Source organism: Kocuria sp. WN036 (genome assembly GCF_002287015.1).
Taxonomy (GTDB): Bacteria; Actinomycetota; Actinomycetes; order Actinomycetales; family Micrococcaceae; genus Kocuria; species Kocuria rosea.
Genome location: NZ_NSKF01000009.1, coordinates 1 through 19,087, shown reverse-complemented (window position 1 = coordinate 19,087; position 19,087 = coordinate 1). Strand labels below are relative to the sequence as shown.

The window sequence follows — 19,087 nt, the reverse complement described above, 5'->3', positions numbered from 1 at the left end:
CTTTCGTGCCCCGGCGTCCTCGGCCGGGGGTCTTCGGCCGGGGTGCTGCGCCGTGGGGCCGGCGCGGGGGCCCGGCGGGGCGGGGCGCCGGCTCAGGCGGCCCCGGGTCCGGGGTGCCGGCAGTCCTCGACGTGCTCGTGGAGCTGCCGCTCGTCGACGGCCTCGACCGCCTCGGCCATCGCGTGCAGGAAGGCGGTCACGGTGGCGGCCTCCTCGGCGGACAGATCCCGGGCGGCACGGAGCATCCGCTCGTGCATGGCGCCCAGGGTGGAGCGGACCTCGCAGTCGGCCTCCTGGGTGGCCACGATCACCAGCGCCCGCCGGTCCGTGGGGTGGGGGCGGCGGGCCACGTGGCCGCTGCGGGAGAGCCGGTCCAGCAGCGTGGTGGTGGAGGCCGAGGAGATGCCCAGCTTGCTCGCCAGGTCCCGGGGGCTCATGGGGGTCCCGGCGCGGTCCGCCTCCAACAGGTAGCGCAGGGCCAGCACGTCCTTCTCCCCCATGCCCATGGAGTCGCGGGTGCGCAGCCGCATGGCGGACTCGGCCGCCCGGTAGGCCCGCAGGGCCTCGAGCACCTGCACGGCCGGAGGACGGTCGCCCTCGGCGGCGTACCAGTAGCCGGACGAGGTGCTGGGATGTGCGGTCATGCGTCCAGTGTAGGTGATCTACAAATCAGGTGAACTGATAACTAGACAATCTAGTAATACTGCTGTTCGATGGGATCGTGTGGTCCTGTGAGGGAGCGCACGCCGTCGCAGAGGAACACCGCAGGGTACGTGAGGAAGAGGTCGGAAGATGAGCCAGCAGCTGCACCCCGGATCCACCGTAGAGACGACAGAGCACTCCCCCCTCCGGGCGGTCCGGAACGACCCCGGGGCGGTTCCCGCCGCCCCCGTGCACTGCGGCGAGCCCATGCCGGTGCGCACCCTGGACTTCGCCGAGGTGCAGGACCACGTCAACCACGCCGTGGCGCAGGCTGCGATCGACGGCCGCCGGGTGCACGCCTGCGCCTGCGGCTTCCTGCAGGAGACGCCGGTCCCCGGAGGCACGGTGCCCTCGATCGTCCCCGACGGCGAGGCGATGCTTTTCCGCCCGTTCTTCACCCGGCGCGTCCTCGCCGCGGCCGGACGGGTCGAGAACGCCGAGTGGTCCTTCGACCAGGCCCTGGCGGACGCCGGGCCTCTTGCCGCCCAGGACACCCAGGAGCAGGCCCGGCGCCTGTGCGCCTACGAGGCCGGCCTCGAGGTCGAGCGCTGGCGGCTGGACCAGGCCCTCGAGTCCCTGCGCGACGAGCTCCGCCTGGCCGCGCGCCACGGCGTGCCGATCACCCTCTTGGCCCGCGAGGCGGCCCTCGACGAGGCGGATGTGGTGGACCTGCTGCACCTGGGCGACGTCCCCGCCGACGCCCCCGCGAACTCTTCCGTGAACTCTCCGGCGACCTCTCCCGCGGACGGGACCGGCCGCGCGCTCGCCGAGGCCTGCTGAGCCCCCCGGGCCGCGCGTGCCGGGCCGCTACGCTGGAAGGGCCCCGCAACGCCGCCGCGCCCCGGAAGGACGCCCGTGAAGTCGATCGTCGCGACCCTGCTCGTCCTGGCCCTGGTGCTGACCTCGGCCGGGGCGCTGCTGACCACCGTGGACGCCCAGGAGTGGCTGCCCGTCGTGGTGCTCGCGGCCCTCGCCTACCTCGGGACGTTCACCCTGTACCGGCGCGTGCGGGACCGCTGGGCCGAGCGCTACGCCGACCGCCGGGACTGATCCCGGCGCGAGCGGCGCCACGACCGCCACGCCCCGGTGGACCACAGGGCCCACAGCACGAGCAGCGGCTGGAACAGCAGCCGCACGGCCCGGGCGCGGTCGGTGTCCAGACCGAAGGCGTCCGTGCGCGTGAGGTACTGCGAGACGTTGCCCGGGAACACGGCCACGAAGAACGCCGCGGCGAGCCACCCGAGCAGCACCCGCCGCCGGGGCAGGACCACCAGCGCCGCGCCGAGGACGATCTCCACCACCCCGGAGCCCAGCACCACGGCGTCGTCGGGCACGGGCAGCCACTCGGGAACCTGGGCCGTGAACTCCTGGCGGGCCACCGTGAGGTGGCTGATCCCGGCGCCGAGCAGGACGAGCCCGAGGAGCACCCGGGCGATCGTGCGCGGCAGGGAGGCGGCCGGTGCTGCCGGCCGGGCGGACGAGGTCATGCCCGCAGACTAGAGGTCATGCCCGCAGATCGACAGCGCGGGCTCAGGAGCGGTCGAAGTCCGCCTTGCGGATCAGCCCGTGCACCCCCACGGTGCGGTCCACCACCTGGGAGATGGCGAAGTCCGCGGCGGCCGAGAGGTAGGCGTAGGCCACGGCGCGCTCCATGCCCTTGTCCTGCTCGAGGAAGTCGAGGGCGTTGAGCACGGCCCGGCGCATCGCCACGTCGAGATCGGAGTTCTGCTCCCCGCCGGCCGCGCCGTCCGGGTCGGAGAGCCCGATCGGGATCCAGTGCTCGTCCGTCTCCGCGAACGGATAGGAGTGGGCCACGGAGGGCGCGTCCCCCTCCCCGGCCTTGCAGACCGTGAGCCGGAACGTGCCGCGCAGCGAGCCCTCCATCGCGGTGAGCGCCACCTCGCCGTCGCCCATGGCCATGTGCGGGTCCCCCACGTAGAACAGGGCGCCGTCCGTCTGCACGGGCAGGTAGAAGGTGGAGCCCACGCCGAGGTGGCGGATGTCGATGTTGCCGCCGCCCAGCGTCGGCGGGATCGAGTTGAGCAGGTCGTCGGTGGGCCCGGAGCCCTGCTGGTATGCGACGCCCATCATGCCCATGAACGGGCGCAGCGGGAACCGCACGGCCCCGCCGGCCATGACGCCCTGACCGTGCTCCACCGGGGTGAACGTGGAGACGTTGCCGTACTCCTGCGGGTTGCCCGTGGACCGGCCGTCCGTGCCCACCGCCGGCAGCACGTCCTCGACGAGGATGTCGGCCACCGGCCCGCCGCGGGCGGGGCCCGGCAGCGCGCCCTTGCCGTGGCGGCTCGAGACCACCCCGTACGGCACGCGCAGGTCGGCGTGCAGGGTCTCGATCTTCAGGACGTCCCCGGGACGCGCCTCCTCGACGAACACCGGGCCGGTCACCACGTGCGGGCCGTCCCGGTCGAAGTCCCGCTCGGTGCGGTCGTAGTCGCGGGCGATCTCCACCGCGTCGTCCAGGACCCGGGCGCGGGAGACCCCCTGCGCGCCGAAGAACTCCACCGGGTCCCGGCCCTGGTCCTCGAGGATCCCCTCGTGGGAGACGGCGTCGATGGTGACCGTGCGCCCCGAGCGCATGCGCAGCGAGGGCTCGGCGTCCACGGACGGGACGTAGCCCCACAGCACGCTGTCCACGTCCGAGGGCAGGTAGTGGTCCCCGGGGATCCTGCCCTTCCCGGGCTGCAGGACGGAGCCCCGGAAGCCGGGGCGGCCGCCCTTCGGGTGCTGGGCGCCCATCGGGACGGCCGCGGAGGCCGCGCCGACCCCGGTGCCGGTGACCGCGCCGGCGGCGGCCACGGCGGTGGCCGCCCGGAAGAAGGTGCGCCGCCCCAGACCCCGCTGGAGTTCGTCGGCGGCGCGGCGGGCGAAGTGCTCACTCATGGGTGGCTCCTGCGGTCAGGGGCGGCTTTCTCGAACGCCTACGACCATAGGGAGAGCGTGTTTCCGGTTCGGGGTCCCCGTGTTTCCGGGCCGTGACGGCGAGCGCCGAGGGCGGGAGCGGGGGTTGGACAGGTCACCGGGCGCCCCGGCCGTGGTGCTACCGGCGGCGACAGCCCGACCTCGTTGTCGGGACCGCGCACGGACGCCCGCGTGACCTGCGTCACCCACAGTAGGGGTTACCGGGGGGTCCGGCATGTCCCATGCGAAATATGACGGTTACGAATGCACATCGATCGGGGCGGGTCGGCGGAACCCGTGGCGAGGTGCTGATTCAGCGGAAGTCGGCCTTGCGGATCCGGCCGTGGGCGCCCGCGGAGCTGTCCTCCAGCCGGGTGACGGCGAACTCCGCGGCGCTGGAGAGATAGGCGTGGGCGATGGGCCGGTCCATGCCGCGGTCCCGGGCCAGGAAGTCCACCCCGGCCCGCACGGCCTGCTGCATGGCCGCGGTCAGGCAGAACGTCTGCTCGTCGGCGTCCTCCGTCCCGGAGCGCCCGACGACGATCCAGTGCTCGTCGGTCTCGGCGAACGGCTGCCGGTGCGCCACGGCGGGCACGTCCTGGGCGCCGGTCCGGCACACGGTCACCCGGAAGGTGCCGCGCAGGGGCTGCCCGGCCGCGCCGAGGGCCCGGTGGAGCTCCCGGGGGCAGAAGGCGGTCCCGTCCGCACGGACCGGCAGGTAGGCGGTGCACCCGGTCCCGAGCGGACCGCCGGACGCGCCGGGGTCCGCGACCCGGAGCACCTCGACCTTGAGCGCGTCGCCGGAGCGGGCCGCCGGCAGGAGCACCGCGCCGGTGACCACGTGCGGGCCGAGCCCGTCGAGGGCGGGGACGTCGTGCCCCTCCTCCGCCCGGGGTGCCGCGGGGGTCCCGGCCGCCGGGCGTCCGTCCTGCGCGGGACCCCCCGGCTGCGGGCGCTGGAAGCCCGGGACGCCCAGGCCGGACGAGGGGTGGGCGGCCCGCGCGGCCGCGGCGCGGGCCCGGGCGGCGTCCTCGGGGTCCGGCTCGGCGCGGAGGGGCTCGGGGCGGGCGGGGGCGGCAGCGGTGCCGCCGACCACCCGGAGGACCGGCCGCCGGGCGTGCGGCACCACGGGCGCGGGTCCTGGTCCGGCGTGCTCGGTCATGGGCTGCTCCTTGGGGGCGGGGCGAGCGGTTCAGCTCCGACGGTAGGAAGTGCGTGTTACTGCATCGGGCACGTCGTGTTTCCGGAGCATGACGATCCTCATAACGAGACGAAGCATGCCACGGACGGGCGGGCAAGCCCCACAAATGACAATTGCGACGCCGGCACTCCCGTGCTGCCCCTCGCGCACGACCTAGTCTGGCCGGATGGAAGTCCACAAGGCCCAGGCGTTCCTCGCCGTCGCGGAGGAGCTGCACTTCGGCCGCGCGGCAAAGCGCCTGCACATGGCGCAGCCGCCCCTCAGCCGCCTGATCCGGCAGCTGGAGTCCGAGCTGGGCGCCACCCTGTTCGAGCGCAACACCCGCCACGTGACCCTGACGCCGCAGGGCGAGGCCCTGCTCGAGCCGGCCCGGGAGCTGGTGATGCTCGCGCAGCGCATGAAGGACGTGGTCCGCAAGTCCCAGGCGGGCGAGACCGGGCGGGTGCGGCTCGGCTTCGCCGGGGCCTCGGTGAACCAGGCGGTGGGCGAGCTGGCGCGCCAGGTCCGGCGCCGTCGCCCCGGGATCAGCCTGGAGCTCTACAGCTCGCAGTTCTCCTACCTGGGCCTGGAGAAGGTCCTGGACGACTCCCTCGACATCGTGATCGGCCGGTGGGACTTCCTGCCCGCGGAGATCAGCTCCCGGCTGGTCGCGCTCGAGGAGCTGCTCATCGCCCTCCCGGAGAGCCACCCGCTGGCCGACCGCGAGACGGTCGACGTCGAGGACCTCGCCGGGGAGGCGTGGATCGTGCTGCCCGGCGGGGCGGGGGCCACGCTGCCCAACCGGCTCAACACCCTGGCGATGAACGCGGGGTTCGTCCCGCGCATCGTCCAGGTGGCCCCGGACTCCTGGACGCTCGTGGTCCTCGTGGGCGCCGGGATGGGCATCTCCCTCATCCTCTCCAGCGTCCGGGACAACGTGCCGTCCCGGGGCGTGGTCTACAAGCCGCTGACGCAGGAGCAGAAGCCGGTCGAGGTCCGCCTCCTGTGGCGCCGCGGGGACGCCAACCCGGCGCTGCAGTCCGTCATCGAGATCTCCGAGACGGTGTTCCCCGCGCCCGGGGGCCCGCTGCCCGCCCCGGCGACCGGCACTCCGTGACCCCCGCCCCCTCGCCGAAGGGGGGTGCTCAGCTGAAGGCCGAGATACCGGTGATGTCCCGGCCCACGAGCAGCGCCTGGATGGAGTCGGTGCCCTCGTAGGTGGAGACCACCTCCATGTCCGTCATGTGCCGGACGACGTGGTTCTCGAGCAGCAGCCCGTTGCCGGCCAGGAGGTCCCGGGCCTCGTTGCAGATCCACTTGCCCTTCTGCGCCGTGGCCATCTTCACCATCGAGGCCTGCGCGTTGGACAGCTGACCGCGGTCGGCGAGCTCGGCCATGCGGTCGCAGAGCAGCTGCATGGTGGTGAGCTCGCTGAGCATGTTGGCCAGCCGCGACTGGACCAGCTGGTAGCCGCCGATGGCCCGGCCGAACTGCTGCCGTGTCGCGGCGTAGTCGGCGGCGATCTCGAAGGCCGCCATGCCGTGGCCGACCGCCTCCCACGCGGCGCCGCCGCGGGTGGCCTGCAGCACCCGGGAGACGTCCTTGAAGGACCGGCAGTTCTCGAGGCGATTGCCCGCCGGGACCCGCAGGCCCTCGAGCACGATGTCGGCCTGCTGGATCGCGCGCTTGCCGACCTTGCCGGTGATCACCTCGGGCCGGTACCCGGCCGGGTGGTTGCCCTCGGCGTCCTTCTCCACGACGAACGCGTTGACCTTCCCGTCCTCGGTGTTGCGCGCGAACAGGACGACGACGTCGGCCGCGTCCCCGTTGCCGATCCACCGCTTGTGCCCGTCGATCACCCACTCCTCGCCCTCGCGGCGGGCGGAGGTCTCCAGGGCCACCGAGTCCGAGCCGTGCTCCGGCTCCGTCAGCGCGAACGCGCCGGTCTTCTCCAGCCGCGCCATCGCCGGCAGCCAGCGCTGCTTCTGCTCCTCGGACCCCAGCATGTTCAGCGCCCCCATGCACAGGTTGCCGTGCACGCCCAGGAACGTGTTGATGCTGCCGTCGGCCCTCGCCATCTCCCGGGCCACCATGCCCGCGGCCTTGCGGGACATCCCCGGGCAGCCGTAGCCCTGGATCGTGGTGCCGATGATGCCCAGCTCCGCCAGCCCGGGCACCAGCTCCCAGGGGAACTCGGCGCGCTCCCAGTAGTCGTTGATCACGGGCAGCACGCGCTGCTGGGCGAACTCGCGGACCCGGTCCCGGATCGCGATCTCCTCGGGCGTCAGGTCGTCGTCCAGCCGGAAGTAGTCGGAGGTCGCGGCGCCCGCGCGGACGGCGGCCGGGGCCTCGGTCGAGGGGGCGCTGGAGATGGTGGTCATGGTCGGTCCTTTCGTCGGCGGGTCCCAGGACCCGCGGTGGTCGGAGTGGTCGGTGCCGCCGGGCGTTCCCGGCGGGTGGCCCGCAGGATCGCGAGCAGTCCCAGCGCGGTCAGGGCGACCGCGGGGAAGACGAGGAGCGAGGCGCCGGTGGCCCACGCCAGGGAGACCCCGGAGTAGCCCACGGCCATCGCGAGGAAGCGGACCATGTTGTGGATGCCGATCGCGGTCCCGGAGCCCCCGGCGGGCGAGAGCAGGAGCTCCGTGGCCGCCGCGCTCTGGGCGAAGGCGATGCCGGTCCCGGCGAGCACGAGCCCCAGGACCACCAGGGACACGATCACCCAGCGGGCCACGCCCAGACCGGACGAGACCATGGCCAGCGTGACCACCGGGGCGGCGACCACGAGGATCAGGACGCCACGGCCGAGCTGGACGCCGCTGCCGTGCCGGCGGCCCACCCGCGCCGCGACGGGTCCCGCCGCCGTCATGGCGAGCGCCAGGGTGAAGACCACGGCGCCGATCCGGGCCGGGCCCAGGTCCAGGTCCGAGGCGAGGAACAGGGGCACGGCCACGATGGCCACCGCCATGGACCCCATCGCCAGCCCCGCTCCGGCCGCGGCCGTGAGGTAGGCGGGGTCCCGCAGCAGGGCCGGGTCCAGCAGGGGCCGCGGGGACGTCGCCCCGGACGCGGCCCGCCGGGCCCGGCGCCGGCAGAGGTGGGCGAACAGCCACCAGCCGAGCACCGCGCAGACCGCGCTCGCCGCCGCCCAGGACCAGGGGCCGGACTGCCCGGCCAGCACCACGGCCGCGGCCGTCGAGCCGCCGCCGAGGACGAGCCAGACCATCGCGGCCACGTGCATCGGCGGGCGCCGCCGCCCGATCCGGGGCATGAACGCCACCAGGAGGACCATCAGCACGAGCACCAGCCCGGCGTGCACCACGAAGACCCAGCGCCAGCTCAGCGCCTCGGTGAGGACGCCGCCGAAGGGCGGGCCCACGGCCTGGCCCACGCCGATGGCGGAGGCCCAGGCGCCCATGGTCTGCGCGGTCCGCTCCGGCCAGGTGGTGACCAGGGCCGCCTGCACGCAGGGCGGGATCGCGCTGCACGCCGCGCCCTGCACCATCCGGGCGAGCACGAGCGACTCCATGCCGGTCGCCGCGGCCGCCGTGAGCTCCGCGAGGACCATGACGCCCAGCGCCGAGATCAGGAAGGTCTTGACCCCGAGCCGGTCGCCGAGCCAGCCGGCGAGGGGGACGGCGGTGGCCATGGCCACCGTGAAGGCGCTCACGGCCAGCACCGACTGCTGGGCCGTCATGCCGAGGTCCGTCTGGATGACGTACAGCGGCGCGTTGATCACGTTCGAGGACATCGTGCCCATCGCCGTGGTGGCCAGCAGCGCCGGATAGGCGATCCGCCGCGCCCGCAGGGCGGGCCGGCCCCTCCGGAACGCGGTCATGCACGCACGGTCACGGAGTCCGGCTCCGGCTCCGGCTCCGGGACGACGACGCCCTCCAGGGCGGCCCGCACCGACGCCGGCAGCGGGGTGGAGCGGCCCGTGGCCGGGTCCGTCTGCACGAGCACCGTCCGGGCGCGGACCGCGACCTGCCCGTGCTGGACCAGCTCGTAGGCCACCGTGTAGGACGACCGGCCGAGGCGGCAGACCCAGACGCGGGCCGTGAGCTCGGGGCCGTGGTCGATGGAGCGCAGGTAGTCGAGCGTCAGGGAGACCACCACGCGCGGCCGGGCGGGGTCCGGGACGCCGTCCTCCCCCAGCCAGGAGGCGACCGCCGAGAGCCGCGCCTCCTCGATCAGGGTGACCACGCGGGCGTTGTTGACGTGCCGGTTCAGGTCCTGGTCGGACCAGCGCACGGGCAGCACGGTGGTGTGCACGGCGCTCACGACGCCTGCCGGACCGCGGGCTCGCCGCGCTCGAGCCACGCCAGGACGCGGTCCCGGTCCGCGTCGAGCAGCGGCGGGGCCTGCGTGTAGTCGACCGGGGTGCGGCTGAAGTCGACCGGGTGGCGGACCGTGGGGACCTCCCGGCCCCCCGTCCCGGCCAGCACCACCGGGTCCAGGCCGAGGTCCTCCGCGAACCGGACGCCCTCGTCCACCCCCAGGATCGGGGCGCAGGGCACCTTGACCGCCTTGAGCAGCTCGAACCAGTCCTCGGCGTCCCGGGCGGCGAGCCGCTCGATCATCAGCCGGCGCAAATCCACCCGGTTGGCGTTGCGCACGGACACCGTGGCGAACCGCTCGTCCTCGGCGAGCTCGGGCGCGCCGAGGCACCGGCACAGCCGCGCGAACTGCCCGTTGTTGCCCACCGCGATGACCATGTCCTTGTCCCGGGTGGGGAAGGGCTCGTAGGGGTAGAGGCTCGGGTGCTCGTTGCCCATCCGGGTGGGGACGCTGCCGCCGGCCACGTAGGCGGCGGACTGGTTGACCAGCCCGGACAGCGCCGAGGTCAGCAGGTTCAGCTCCACGTGCTGGCCCGTCCCGGAGGACTGCCGCTCGTGGAACGCGCCCAGGATGCCGGTGGAGGCGTGCAGGCCCGTGATGACGTCGAAGAGGGCCACGCCGGCCCGGTACGGCTCGCCGTGCTGGCTGCCGGTGAGGCTCATCATCCCGGAGAGGGCCTGGGCCAGGAGGTCGTAGCCGGGCAGGTCGGCGCCGCCGGCGGTGCCGAAGCCGGTGATCGAGGCGTAGACGAGGTCCGGGCGCCAGGCGCTGACGCTCTCGTAGTCGAGGCCGTAGCGCACCAGGCCGCCGGGCTTGAAGTTCTCCACCAGGATGTCCGCCCGGGCGATGATCCGCTCCACGACCGCGAGCTGCTCGGGGTCCGAGAAGTCCAGGGCGATGGAGTGCTTGTTGCGGTTGACCGAGAGGAAGAACGTGCTCTCGCCGTCCCGGTGGGGCGGGACCCACGCGCGGGCGTCGTCCCCGGCGGTGCTCTCGATCTTGATGACGGTCGCGCCCATGTCCGCCAGCAGCATGGTGCAGTAGGGGCCGGCGAGCACGCGGCTGAGATCCGCCACCACCACCCCGGCGAGCGGGCCCGTGCCGGGGCGGCCGAAGATCTCCTGCAGGGCGTGGGCGTCCTCGAACTGGCTCATGTTCTCTCTTTTCGTCGTCGCGTCTCGTCCGGGCTCAGCCGGCGTACTCGTACCAGCCGCGGCCGGTCTTGCGGCCGTACCGGCCCTGCTCGTAGAGCTTCTCCACGGAGGGGTGCGGGAGGTCGTCGGGGTCCCCGCTCTGCTCGTGCTGGGCCAGCCGGATCAGGTAGGCCACGTCGATGCCGACCAGGTCCATGAGCTCGAACGGCCCCATGGGGTGGCCCAGGGCCGTCCGCGCGGCCACGTCGATGTCCTCGAAGCTCGCCACGCCGTCGGCCTCGAGGCGCAGCGCCTCGTCCCGCAGGGCCCCGAGGAGGCGGTTGGCCACGAAGCCGGGGACCTCGTGGTGGAGCCGCACGGGCTGCTTGCCGAGCCGGCGGGCGAGCTCCGTGGTGGTCTCCGCGGTGGCGTCGGAGGTCTGCGGGTTGCGCACCACCTCGACGCAGGCCATGACCAGCGCCGGGTTGAAGAAGTGCATGTTGCACACCCGGTCCGGCCGGCCGGTCGCGTCCGTGAGCAGGGACGAGGGGATGGTCGAGGAGTTGGTGGCCAGGATCGCGTGCTCGGGCGCCGCCTCGTCCAGGTCCGCGAACAGCTGCCGTTTGATGTCGAGGCGCTCCACGGCGGCCTCGAGCACGAAGTCGGTGGTGCGGGCCGCCTCGAGGGAGTCGGTCGTGTACGCCATCCGGGCGAGGGCGGCGTCGACCTCCTCCCGGCTCCGGCTGCCCTTCTCGGCGAGCCGGCCGAGGCGGCGGTGCACCTCGTCCCGGGACCGCTCGAGGGCGGCGGGGTCGAGGTCGCTGGTGGTGACGGTGTAGCCGGCGAGGGCGAAGACCGCCCCGATCTGGGTGCCCATGGCACCGGATCCCACGACCAGGACGTCTCGGACGGCGTCGATGCTCGGCTGGGGGTTCATGTCTGCTCCTCGGAGGTTGTGGTGGGGCCCGTCGGCGGGGCCGCGGGGTTCGGGGCTGGGGCCGGTGGTCAGTCGTCGTCGCGGAAGCGGGCTGGGCGCTTCTCCAGGAAGGCGCTCGCGCCCTCGGCCTTCTCGTCGGAGGCGTAGAGCAGGGACTGGGCCAGCCGCTCGAGCAGCAGCCCGGTGCGCTGGTCCGTCTCGGCGCCGTTGCGCACCACGAGCTTGGCCAGCCGCACCGCCAGGGGGCCCTTGGCGAGGATCGAGTCCGCGGTGGCGAGCGCCGCGTCCATCAGCTCGTCCGCCGGGACCACGCTGGTCACCAGGCCGATGCGCAGGGCCTCCTCCGCGTCGATGATCCGGCCGGTGAGGATCATCTCCTGGGCCCGGCCGAGCCCGACGAGCCGGGACAGCCGCTGGGTGCCGCCGGCGCCGGGCAGGATGCCGAGGTTGGTCTCGGGCAGTCCGAACCGGGCGCCGGCGGCCGCCACGCGGATGTCGCAGGACATCGCCAGCTCGTTGCCCCCGCCCAGCGCGAAGCCGTTGACCGCGGCGATCGTGGGCAGCTCGAGGTCCTGGATCCGGTCCCAGAGGCGCTGCATCCGGGCCCGCAGGCCGTCCCGCAGCGTGTAGCCGACCAGCTGGGAGATGTCCGCCCCGGCCACGAAGGCCTTCTCCCCCGCGCCGGTGAAGACGACGGCGCCGGCGTCCTCGTGCCGCTCCAGCGCGTCGAGCGCCGACTCGATCCCGTCCAGCACCCCGACGTTCAGGGCGTTGCGCACCTCGGGGCGGTTCACGGTGACGACGGCGACCCTGCCCCTGAGCTCGGCCGTGACGGTGCCGGTCCCGGTGTCGAGGCGGGTGCCCGCGCCGGTGTCGGCCGGAGGGGCGGTGGTGGTGCCGGCCGGAGCGCCGGTGGTGCTGCCGCTCGTGGCGGCGGTGGTGGTGTCCGTGGTGGTGTCGGTCATGGCGGGTCCTTCCGGTCAGACGGTGGCGGTGGCGGGCGCGGGGGCCGGGGCGGGAGCGGCGTCGTCGTCGTCCGTGGGTCCGGTCCGCACGGTGAGGAAGGTCAGCAGCACGCTCCCGGCCACGAGGACCAGGCCGGCGACGGCGCTGAGCGGGGTGGGCAGGAACAGCAGGAACCCGCCGACCGCGGCCGCGACCCGGAACAGGACGGGCATCCGGCGGTCGAAGCCGACCGTCCAGCCCTCGATGGCGGAGGCCAGGGCGTAGACGCCCACGATGCTCAGGGCGAAGGCCAGCAGGATCCGGCCGGGCGAGTCCTGGGCGACCAGCGCGGGGTTGAGGGCGAAGCCGAACGGGACGATGTACTTCACCGCGCCGAGCTTCATGGCCGCCACACTGGTGGCCATGGCGGGGGCCTTGGCCAGGCCCGCCGCGGCGAAGGCGGCCAGGCCCACCGGCGGGGTGATGTAGGAGACGGACGCCCAGTAGATGACGAACAGGTGCGCCGCGAGCGGGTTGACGCCCAGGTCGATGACCGCCGGGACCATGACGATCGCCAGGAACACGTAGGCCGCGGAGATCGTCATGCCCATGCCCAGGATGAAGCAGGTCACGGCGCCGGCGATGAGGATGAGGACCACGTTGTCACCGACCAGCGAGACCAGCTCGCGGGCCAGGGACAGGCTCACGCCCGTGGCGGTGAGACCGCCGACGATCAGGCCCACGCCGGCGATGATGCCGATGATGTTGCCCAGCGTCCGGCCGGACTCCACGAGGAAGTCGGCGAACTCCCGCAGCCCGAACTTCTGGCCCGGGCGCAGCACGGCCACGACCAGCAGCACCAGGATCACCCAGTACGGCACCTGGGTCTCGGAGTTCGTGAGGAACAGCAGCCCGGTCAGCAGGGCCAGGGCCAGGACGTAGGGCCAGCCCCGGACGAGCGTGGCGAGGGCCCGGGGCAGCTGGGCCACGGGCACGCCCTTGAGCCCCTTGCGGGCGGCGTAGCCGTCCACCTGCAGGTAGATGCCGAGGAAGTAGAGGACCGCGGGGATGGTCGCGGCCACCAGGATCTCGGTGTAGGGCACGCCCACGAAGGAGACCATCAGGAACGCCGCGGTGCCCATGATCGGCGGGGTGATGGACCCGCCGGAGGACGCCGTGGCCTCGATGCCGCCCGCGTAGGTGGGGCTGAACCCGGAGCGCTTCATGGCCGGGATGGTCATGGGCCCGGTGGTCAGGACGTTGGAGACGGCGCTGCCGCTCATCATGCCCATCGCGGCGCTGCTGGCCACGGACACCTTCGCCGCGCCGCCGCGGTAGCGGCCGAAGATCGACATGGAGAGGTTGTGGAAGAAGTCCGCGCCGCCGGTGTGCTGCAGGGCCACCCCGAAGACCAGGAAGCCGATCAGGATGGTCGCCGCGGTCTGGATGGGCAGGCCCAGCACGCCCTCGGCGCCCATGATGTGCACCTGCGCCAGGGTCGGCAGGTCGTAGGTGACGCCCTGCAGGACGCCGATCGGCAGGTTCTCGGCGACCAGCGGGTACAGGGAGAAGAGCAGCGCGATGACCGTCACCGTCAGCCCGCCGGTGCGGCGCAGGGCCTCGAGCACCACGAGCCACAGCACGAACGCGGCGACCGTGGCGGTGGTGGGCGCCATGTACTCCCAGCCGAAGTCCTTGATCCGCGTCCCGTTGACCGCGAAGTAGCCGCACACGGCCGCCGCGACGACCATGAGCAGGACGTCGAACCACTGGACCCGGCGCTCGCGGACCGGGGCGGTGCTGCCGCCGGATCCGTGCTCCTGCTGGGCCTCCACCTGCTGCGCGAGCGGGATCTTGCGCAGGGGGTTGACGATGAACACGACCGGCAGGAACACCGCCAGGATCAGGTACAGGTAGGAGTTGGTCAGCAGGGACAGCCCGCCCACGTTCCAGAAGAAGACCTGGTTCATGGCCAGCAGCACGCCCAGGACGGTCAGCACGATCACCACCGTCCGCCAGAACGGTGTCACCCGGGTCTCAGTTCGCATCGTCGGTCTCCTCGCCGTCCAGCTCGTCGGTCTTCCAGTCCGTCCAGTTCTGCTCGAGCTCCTCCGCGGAGGAGGAGGACTCGATGACGCCGGGCCAGGCCTCGCGCATCCGCTCGCCGCGCTCGATCAGCTCGTCGTTCTTCCGCTCCAGCTCCTCGGTCCACACGCCGCGCTCCTCGAAGTAGCGGACGGTGCCCTCGTGGAAGGGGACCACCAGCGGCTCCTTGAGCACGGCGTCGAAGCCGAACTGCTTCGTGTCCGGGGTGGTGCCCTCGTAGTGCTCGTAGTTCTCGACCATCGACTTCACGAGGTGGTAGACCTCGTCCGCGTCGCGGGATCCCATCGTGGTCAGCGGGATCGTGTACTCGAGGACGCGGGCGCTCTCGCCCTCGTCCATCCCGGCGGCGTTCGTGACCTCGCCGACCGACACCATGGGCATGAGCTCCTCCCAGGTCTCGTAGCGGGCCGGGTCCGGGTCGTCGAAGCCCAGCCACTTGACGTCCGTGGAGGACGCGAGCTCGTCGATGTTGGAGCCGACCACGTTCTGGTACAGGGCGTCGATCTGGCCCGCCTCGAGACCGGCGATCTGCTCGCCGTAGGAGATGGGGACCTTCTGGACGTCCTCCCCGGTCAGGCCGCCGTAGTTGAGGAAGCCCTCCATCTTGTTGTTGATGGACGTGTTGGCGGTCAGCTCGGGGAACCGCTTGCCCTCGAGGTCCGCGAAGGAGTCGATGCCGCTGTCCTCGCGCACCAGCAGGCCGTAGTTGCCCAGCGGCGCCCACACCATGCGGATGTCCTGGGGGCCCCACTCCTCGCTGGCGTACTCGTAGTCGCCCTCGAAGGCGTAGTAGTACTCGTCCCCGGCCCGCGAGTAGTCCACGGTGCCGTTCACGAGGGGCGCCAGCCGGCCGATGCCGGTGTCGGCCGTCATCAGCCGCACCTGCACGCCCTCCTCGTTGGTGAGGGTGTTCGCGATGGCGGCGAGGTCGTTGTAGGTGCCGGTGCCCACGTTGTAGGTGGACCACACCAGCTGCTGCGGCAGGCCGTTGGGGCCCACCGGCTCGTCCCCCTCGGCGCTCGCGCAGCCGGTCAGCCCCAGCACCGCGACGGCGCCCAGAGCGGCGAGCCGTGACTTCGTTGTCCTCATGATGACCTTTCGACGTGCGGTGGGGGCGCTCAGCGCCCGGAGAAGGAGGGGACCCGCTTCTCGAAGAACGACTGCTTGCCCTCCAGGAAGTCGGCGGTGCCGAAGAGCGCGGGCTGGTGGTCCCGCTCGAAGTCCAGGGCCTCGCCGAGAGAGCCGGAGGCCTCGCGGATCCCCCGCTTCACGGCGGCGACGGCGAGCGGGGCCCGGCCGGCGAGCTCCGCGGCGCGGGCGACCGCAGCGCCGAGCACGTCCGGGTCCGGCAGCACGTGGTCGGCCAGCCCCGCGTCCAGGGCGGTGGCGGCGTCCACCGGGGCGGCCTCCAGCAGGATCCGCCGGGCGCGGGCCGCACCCGTGCGCTGGACCAGGGAGTGCACCAGCCCGCCGTCCGGGGCCAGGCCCAGGCGGGTGAACGGGAACAGGAACCGGGCGCTCTCGCCGGCCACCACCACGTCGCAGCAGCACACCAGGCCGACGGCCACGCCGGCGGCGGGCCCGGTCACCGCGGCCACGACCGGCTTCTCCAGCTGCGCGAGCTCCTGCACGAGCCCGGCCACCTCGGCCATCCGGGCGGCGGACTCGACCGGACCGGCGGGCGGCATGGAGGCGAGGTCGCCGCCGCCGCTGAAGCAGCCTCCCGCGCCGGTGAGCACCAGGGCGCCGATCCCGGGGTCCGCGGCGAGCTCCGCCAGGGCGGCCCGCAGCCGGGTGCGCAGCTCGGGGCCGAGCACGTTGCGGCGTCGTTCGTCGTCGAGCGTCAGCACGGCCACGGCACCGGTGCGCTCGATGCGCACCCGGGGCGGGACGTCGACGGCGCGGGGGGACGATCGGGTCACAGGAGTCCTCCGAGGGGTGGATGGATGTCGTGCAGATCACATTCCCACGACCCACTGTGAAACTTCAAATACCTAATGTGCAGTTCAGTGATACCTAAAGCTCAAATATATGGCGAACGGTGTTGCCCAGGTCACGCATGCGTCATCCTCGTCAGAGGCACCCCCGCACCCCGATCCCCAGGAGGACCCATGAACGCCGCCGCGACCGACCTGCTTGACGTCGAAGCAGACCTCAGCGCCGAGGAGCTCGAGACCCGGGACACCGTCCGCGAGTTCGTGGACCGGCGGATCCGGCCGAACATCGCCGGGTGGTTCGCCGACGCCGTCTTCCCGCAGGAGATCGTCCCAGAGATGGCGCAGCTCGGACTGCTCGGCATGCACATCCAGGGCTACGGGTGCGCCGGGAAGTCCGCGGTGCAGTACGGCATCGCGATGCAGGAGCTCGAGGCCGGGGACTCCGGCCTGCGCACGTTCGTCTCCGTGCAGGGCTCGCTGGCGATGTCCGCGATCGCCAAGCACGGCTCCGAGGAGCAGAAGCAGCGCTGGCTGCCCGGCATGGCCGCCGGCGAGATCATCGGGTGCTTCGGCCTCACCGAGCCCACCGCCGGCTCGGACCCCTCGACCATGGCGACCACCGCGGTGCGCGAGGGCGGCGAGTGGGTCCTCAACGGCGCCAAGCGCTGGATCGGGCTCGCCTCGATCGCCCACGTGGCCGTGATCTGGGCCAAGGCCGTCGACGAGAGCGGGCAGGAGCGCGTCCGCGGCTTCCTCGTGCCCACGGACACCCCCGGGTTCACCGCCACGCCGATCGAGCCGAAGCTGTCCATGCGCGCCTCCATCCAGTGCGACATCGCCCTCGAGGACGTCCGGCTGCCCGCCGACGCGATCCTGCCCGACAATCCCGGTCTGCGAGGACCGTTCTCGTGCCTCAACGAGGCCCGCTACGGGATCGTCTGGGGCGCCCTGGGCGCGGCCCGCGACAGCTTCGACGCCGCACTGGCCTACTCGCAGCAGCGCATCCAGTTCGACAAGCCGCTCGCCGCCTACCAGCTCTCGCAGGCGAAGCTGGTGAACATGGCCCTGGAGATCCAGAAGGGGCAGCTGCTGGCGCTGCGCATCGGGCGGCTCAAGGACGAGGGCCGCCTGGAGAACCACATGATCTCGGTGGGCAAGCTCAACAACTGCCGGATCGCGATCGAGGTGTGCCGGGAGGCGCGCACGATGCTCGGCGGCAACGGGGTCACCCTCGAGCACTCGCCGCTGCGCCACGCCAACAATCTGGAGTCCGTGCGCACCTACGAGGGCACCGACGAGGTGCACACCCTCATCCTGGGCCAGCAGCTGACCGGGCACTCCGCCTTCCGCTGAGCACGCGCCTGCCGGGCGGGCTGATGAAGATCACACCGGGATGCATGGGAGACCGGGGCGAACGCGCGTAGCATCGAAAGCTGTCCCTCCCCTTTCCTTCGGGCTCGACGACGTGCTCGTTCCCCGTCCCTGCGCCCTCCCCGGAAGGACCCGCCGTGTCCGCACCCCGCACCGCCCTGCTCCAGGTGGTCAACGCCCCCGGTCCCGCCGGCACCCGCCTCGCCATCTTCGCCCTGGCGATGGGCGGCTTCGGGGTCGGCACCACCGAGTTCGCCTCGATGGGCCTGCTGCCGTTCATCGCCGAGGACTTCGGCGCCTCGATCCCCGCCGTCGGCCAGTCCATCTCCCTCTACGCCCTGGGCGTGGTGGTCGGGGCGCCGCTCATCACGTCCCTCGCCGCCCGGGTGGAGCGCAAGACCCTGCTGCTGGCGCTGATGCTCACGTTCGTGGTGGGGAACGGGCTCTCCGCCGCCGCGCCCTCCCTCGAGTGGCTCTACGTGGCCCGGTTCCTCGCCGGCCTGCCCCACGGCGCCTACTTCGGGGTCGCCGCGGTGGTGGCCTCCTCCCTGGTGGCCCGCGAACGGCGCGGCACGGCCGTGGCCCGGGTGATGCTGGGGCTCACCATCGCGAACATCGTGGGCGTGCCCTTCGCCGCGGCCCTGGGCGGGGCCCTCGGCTGGCGCTCCGCCTATCTCCTGGTGGTGCTCCTGGGCGCCCTGACCATCGTCGCCCTGGCCCTGTGGGTGCCGCGCACCCGCAACGAGGGCATGGCCTCGGCCGCCCAGGAGATCCGCGCCCTGGCCCGGCCCCAGGTGGCCCTGACGCTGCTCGCCGGGGCGATCGGCTTCGGCGGCATGTTCGCGGTCTACACCTACATCTCCCCGACCCTGACCGAGCTCACCGGCCTCGACATCGGCACCGTGCCGTGGGTGCTGGCCGTGTTCGGCGTGGGCATGACCGTGGGCTCGCTGCTGGCCGGTCCGCTCATCGACCGCTCGATCGAGCGCACCGCCCTCGGCGCCGGCGCCGTGTCCGGCGTGGCCCTGGCGTTCTTCGCGCTGTTCGTCCACGTCCCCGTGGCTGCCGTCCTGGGCGCGCTGTGGATCGGCATCATGGGCTCGATCTTCACGACCTCGCTCCAGGTGCGCCTGCTGCGCGAGGCCAAGGACGCCCCGTCCCTGACCGCCGCGATGAACCACGCGGCGTTCAACCTGGCCAACGCCGTGGGCGCGTTCCTCGGCGGCGTGGTCATCTCCGCCGGCTGGGGCTACCGCTCCCCTGCCTGGGTGGGCGTCGGCCTGGCCGCGGCCGGACTGCTCATCCTGGGCTACGCCGCACTGCGGCGCCGCAGCGCCCCAGCCGGGACCCGGTAGCACCCGCCCGCCGGGCGGAGCGCTGGGCTCGGTCCGCACGGGCGCTGCTCGAGCCGCGTCGCCCAGCCCGGCGCTGCCCGGGCCGCACTGCCCTACCCGCGCGCTCCGCCCGGGTGCTGCTCGGGCCGCACTGCCCAGCCCGGCGCCGCCCGGCCGTGCGCCGCCCG

At 73.1% G+C, this 19,087-nt stretch carries 18 protein-coding genes; 5 read left to right on the top strand and 13 right to left on the bottom strand.

Translation table 11 applies throughout. From position 1 onward, the window contains the following. Window positions 1–92: 92 nt before the first annotated feature. Window positions 93–644 (bottom strand): MarR family winged helix-turn-helix transcriptional regulator, encoded by a 552-nt coding sequence (locus CK505_RS07480; RefSeq protein ID WP_095650660.1) that lies wholly within the window; start codon window positions 642–644, stop codon window positions 93–95. Window positions 645–792: 148 nt separating this feature from the next. Here CK505_RS07480 and CK505_RS07475 point away from each other — a divergent pair, with 148 nt between their 5' ends. Further along, window positions 793–1,482 (top strand): hypothetical protein, encoded by a 690-nt coding sequence (locus CK505_RS07475; RefSeq protein WP_095650659.1) that lies wholly within the window; start codon window positions 793–795, stop codon window positions 1,480–1,482. A gap of 75 nt (window positions 1,483–1,557) precedes the next feature. Continuing rightward, window positions 1,558–1,752, top strand: coding sequence for a hypothetical protein (locus CK505_RS07470; protein WP_017831825.1), 195 nt, complete (start codon window positions 1,558–1,560; stop codon window positions 1,750–1,752). Here CK505_RS07470 and CK505_RS07465 read toward each other — a convergent pair. From CK505_RS07465 to CK505_RS07455, 3 genes are all read right to left on the bottom strand, one after another. Further along, window positions 1,731–2,189, bottom strand: coding sequence for a hypothetical protein (locus CK505_RS07465; protein WP_017831824.1), 459 nt, complete (start codon window positions 2,187–2,189; stop codon window positions 1,731–1,733). The two genes, CK505_RS07470 and CK505_RS07465, sit on opposite strands and share 22 nt — an antisense overlap. 43 nt (window positions 2,190–2,232) lie before the next feature. After that, window positions 2,233–3,603, bottom strand: a complete 1,371-nt coding sequence (locus CK505_RS07460; RefSeq protein WP_017831823.1) for an acetamidase/formamidase family protein — start codon at window positions 3,601–3,603, stop codon at window positions 2,233–2,235. Window positions 3,604–3,934: 331 nt separating this feature from the next. Continuing rightward, window positions 3,935–4,783 (bottom strand): hypothetical protein, encoded by an 849-nt coding sequence (locus CK505_RS07455; protein WP_095650658.1) that lies wholly within the window; start codon window positions 4,781–4,783, stop codon window positions 3,935–3,937. A gap of 205 nt (window positions 4,784–4,988) precedes the next feature. On the opposite strand from CK505_RS07455, the gene CK505_RS07450 reads away from it, so the two are divergent. Further along, window positions 4,989–5,918: a LysR substrate-binding domain-containing protein gene (locus tag CK505_RS07450; RefSeq protein WP_017831821.1), complete on the top strand. Its 930-nt coding sequence runs from the start codon at window positions 4,989–4,991 to the stop codon at window positions 5,916–5,918. Between the two features lie 28 nt (window positions 5,919–5,946). On the opposite strand, the gene CK505_RS07445 is transcribed toward CK505_RS07450, so the two are convergent. From CK505_RS07445 to CK505_RS07405, 9 genes are all read right to left on the bottom strand, one after another. Then, the gene (locus CK505_RS07445) at window positions 5,947–7,182 is read right to left on the bottom strand and encodes an acyl-CoA dehydrogenase family protein (RefSeq protein ID WP_197722648.1); all 1,236 of its coding nucleotides are present in this window, start codon (window positions 7,180–7,182) and stop codon (window positions 5,947–5,949) included. Beyond that, window positions 7,179–8,636 carry an MFS transporter gene (locus CK505_RS07440; RefSeq protein WP_095650657.1) on the bottom strand — a complete coding sequence of 486 codons (1,458 nt, stop codon included), beginning with the start codon at window positions 8,634–8,636 and terminating at the stop codon, window positions 7,179–7,181. The genes CK505_RS07445 and CK505_RS07440 overlap by 4 nt, the downstream gene beginning before the upstream one ends. Then, window positions 8,633–9,079 (bottom strand): thioesterase family protein, encoded by a 447-nt coding sequence (locus tag CK505_RS07435; RefSeq protein ID WP_095650656.1) that lies wholly within the window; start codon window positions 9,077–9,079, stop codon window positions 8,633–8,635. The genes CK505_RS07440 and CK505_RS07435 overlap by 4 nt, the downstream gene beginning before the upstream one ends. Next, window positions 9,076–10,290 (bottom strand): CaiB/BaiF CoA-transferase family protein, encoded by a 1,215-nt coding sequence (locus tag CK505_RS07430; protein ID WP_095650655.1) that lies wholly within the window; start codon window positions 10,288–10,290, stop codon window positions 9,076–9,078. The genes CK505_RS07435 and CK505_RS07430 overlap by 4 nt, the downstream gene beginning before the upstream one ends. Before the next feature lie 34 nt (window positions 10,291–10,324). Then, window positions 10,325–11,206, bottom strand: a complete 882-nt coding sequence (locus CK505_RS07425; protein ID WP_095650654.1) for a 3-hydroxyacyl-CoA dehydrogenase family protein — start codon at window positions 11,204–11,206, stop codon at window positions 10,325–10,327. Window positions 11,207–11,274: 68 nt separating this feature from the next. Next, complete coding sequence (locus CK505_RS07420; protein WP_255250907.1) at window positions 11,275–12,171, bottom strand: enoyl-CoA hydratase/isomerase family protein; 897 nt, start codon at window positions 12,169–12,171, stop codon at window positions 11,275–11,277. 15 nt (window positions 12,172–12,186) lie between these two features. Further along, entirely contained in the window at window positions 12,187–14,199 is a 2,013-nt protein-coding gene (locus CK505_RS07415) for a TRAP transporter permease (RefSeq protein ID WP_217905340.1), read from the bottom strand. Then, the gene (locus CK505_RS07410; protein WP_095650653.1) at window positions 14,189–15,346 is read right to left on the bottom strand and encodes a TAXI family TRAP transporter solute-binding subunit; all 1,158 of its coding nucleotides are present in this window, start codon (window positions 15,344–15,346) and stop codon (window positions 14,189–14,191) included. The genes CK505_RS07415 and CK505_RS07410 overlap by 11 nt, the downstream gene beginning before the upstream one ends. 29 nt (window positions 15,347–15,375) lie before the next feature. Continuing rightward, window positions 15,376–16,179 (bottom strand): enoyl-CoA hydratase/isomerase family protein, encoded by an 804-nt coding sequence (locus CK505_RS07405; RefSeq protein ID WP_095650652.1) that lies wholly within the window; start codon window positions 16,177–16,179, stop codon window positions 15,376–15,378. A 189-nt stretch (window positions 16,180–16,368) separates the two neighbouring features. On the opposite strand from CK505_RS07405, the gene CK505_RS07400 reads away from it, so the two are divergent. Beyond that, entirely contained in the window at window positions 16,369–17,547 is a 1,179-nt protein-coding gene (locus tag CK505_RS07400) for an acyl-CoA dehydrogenase family protein (RefSeq protein ID WP_017831811.1), read from the top strand. Between the two features lie 155 nt (window positions 17,548–17,702). Next, window positions 17,703–18,920 (top strand): MFS transporter, encoded by a 1,218-nt coding sequence (locus CK505_RS07395; RefSeq protein WP_095650651.1) that lies wholly within the window; start codon window positions 17,703–17,705, stop codon window positions 18,918–18,920. Window positions 18,921–19,087: the final 167 nt, after the last annotated feature.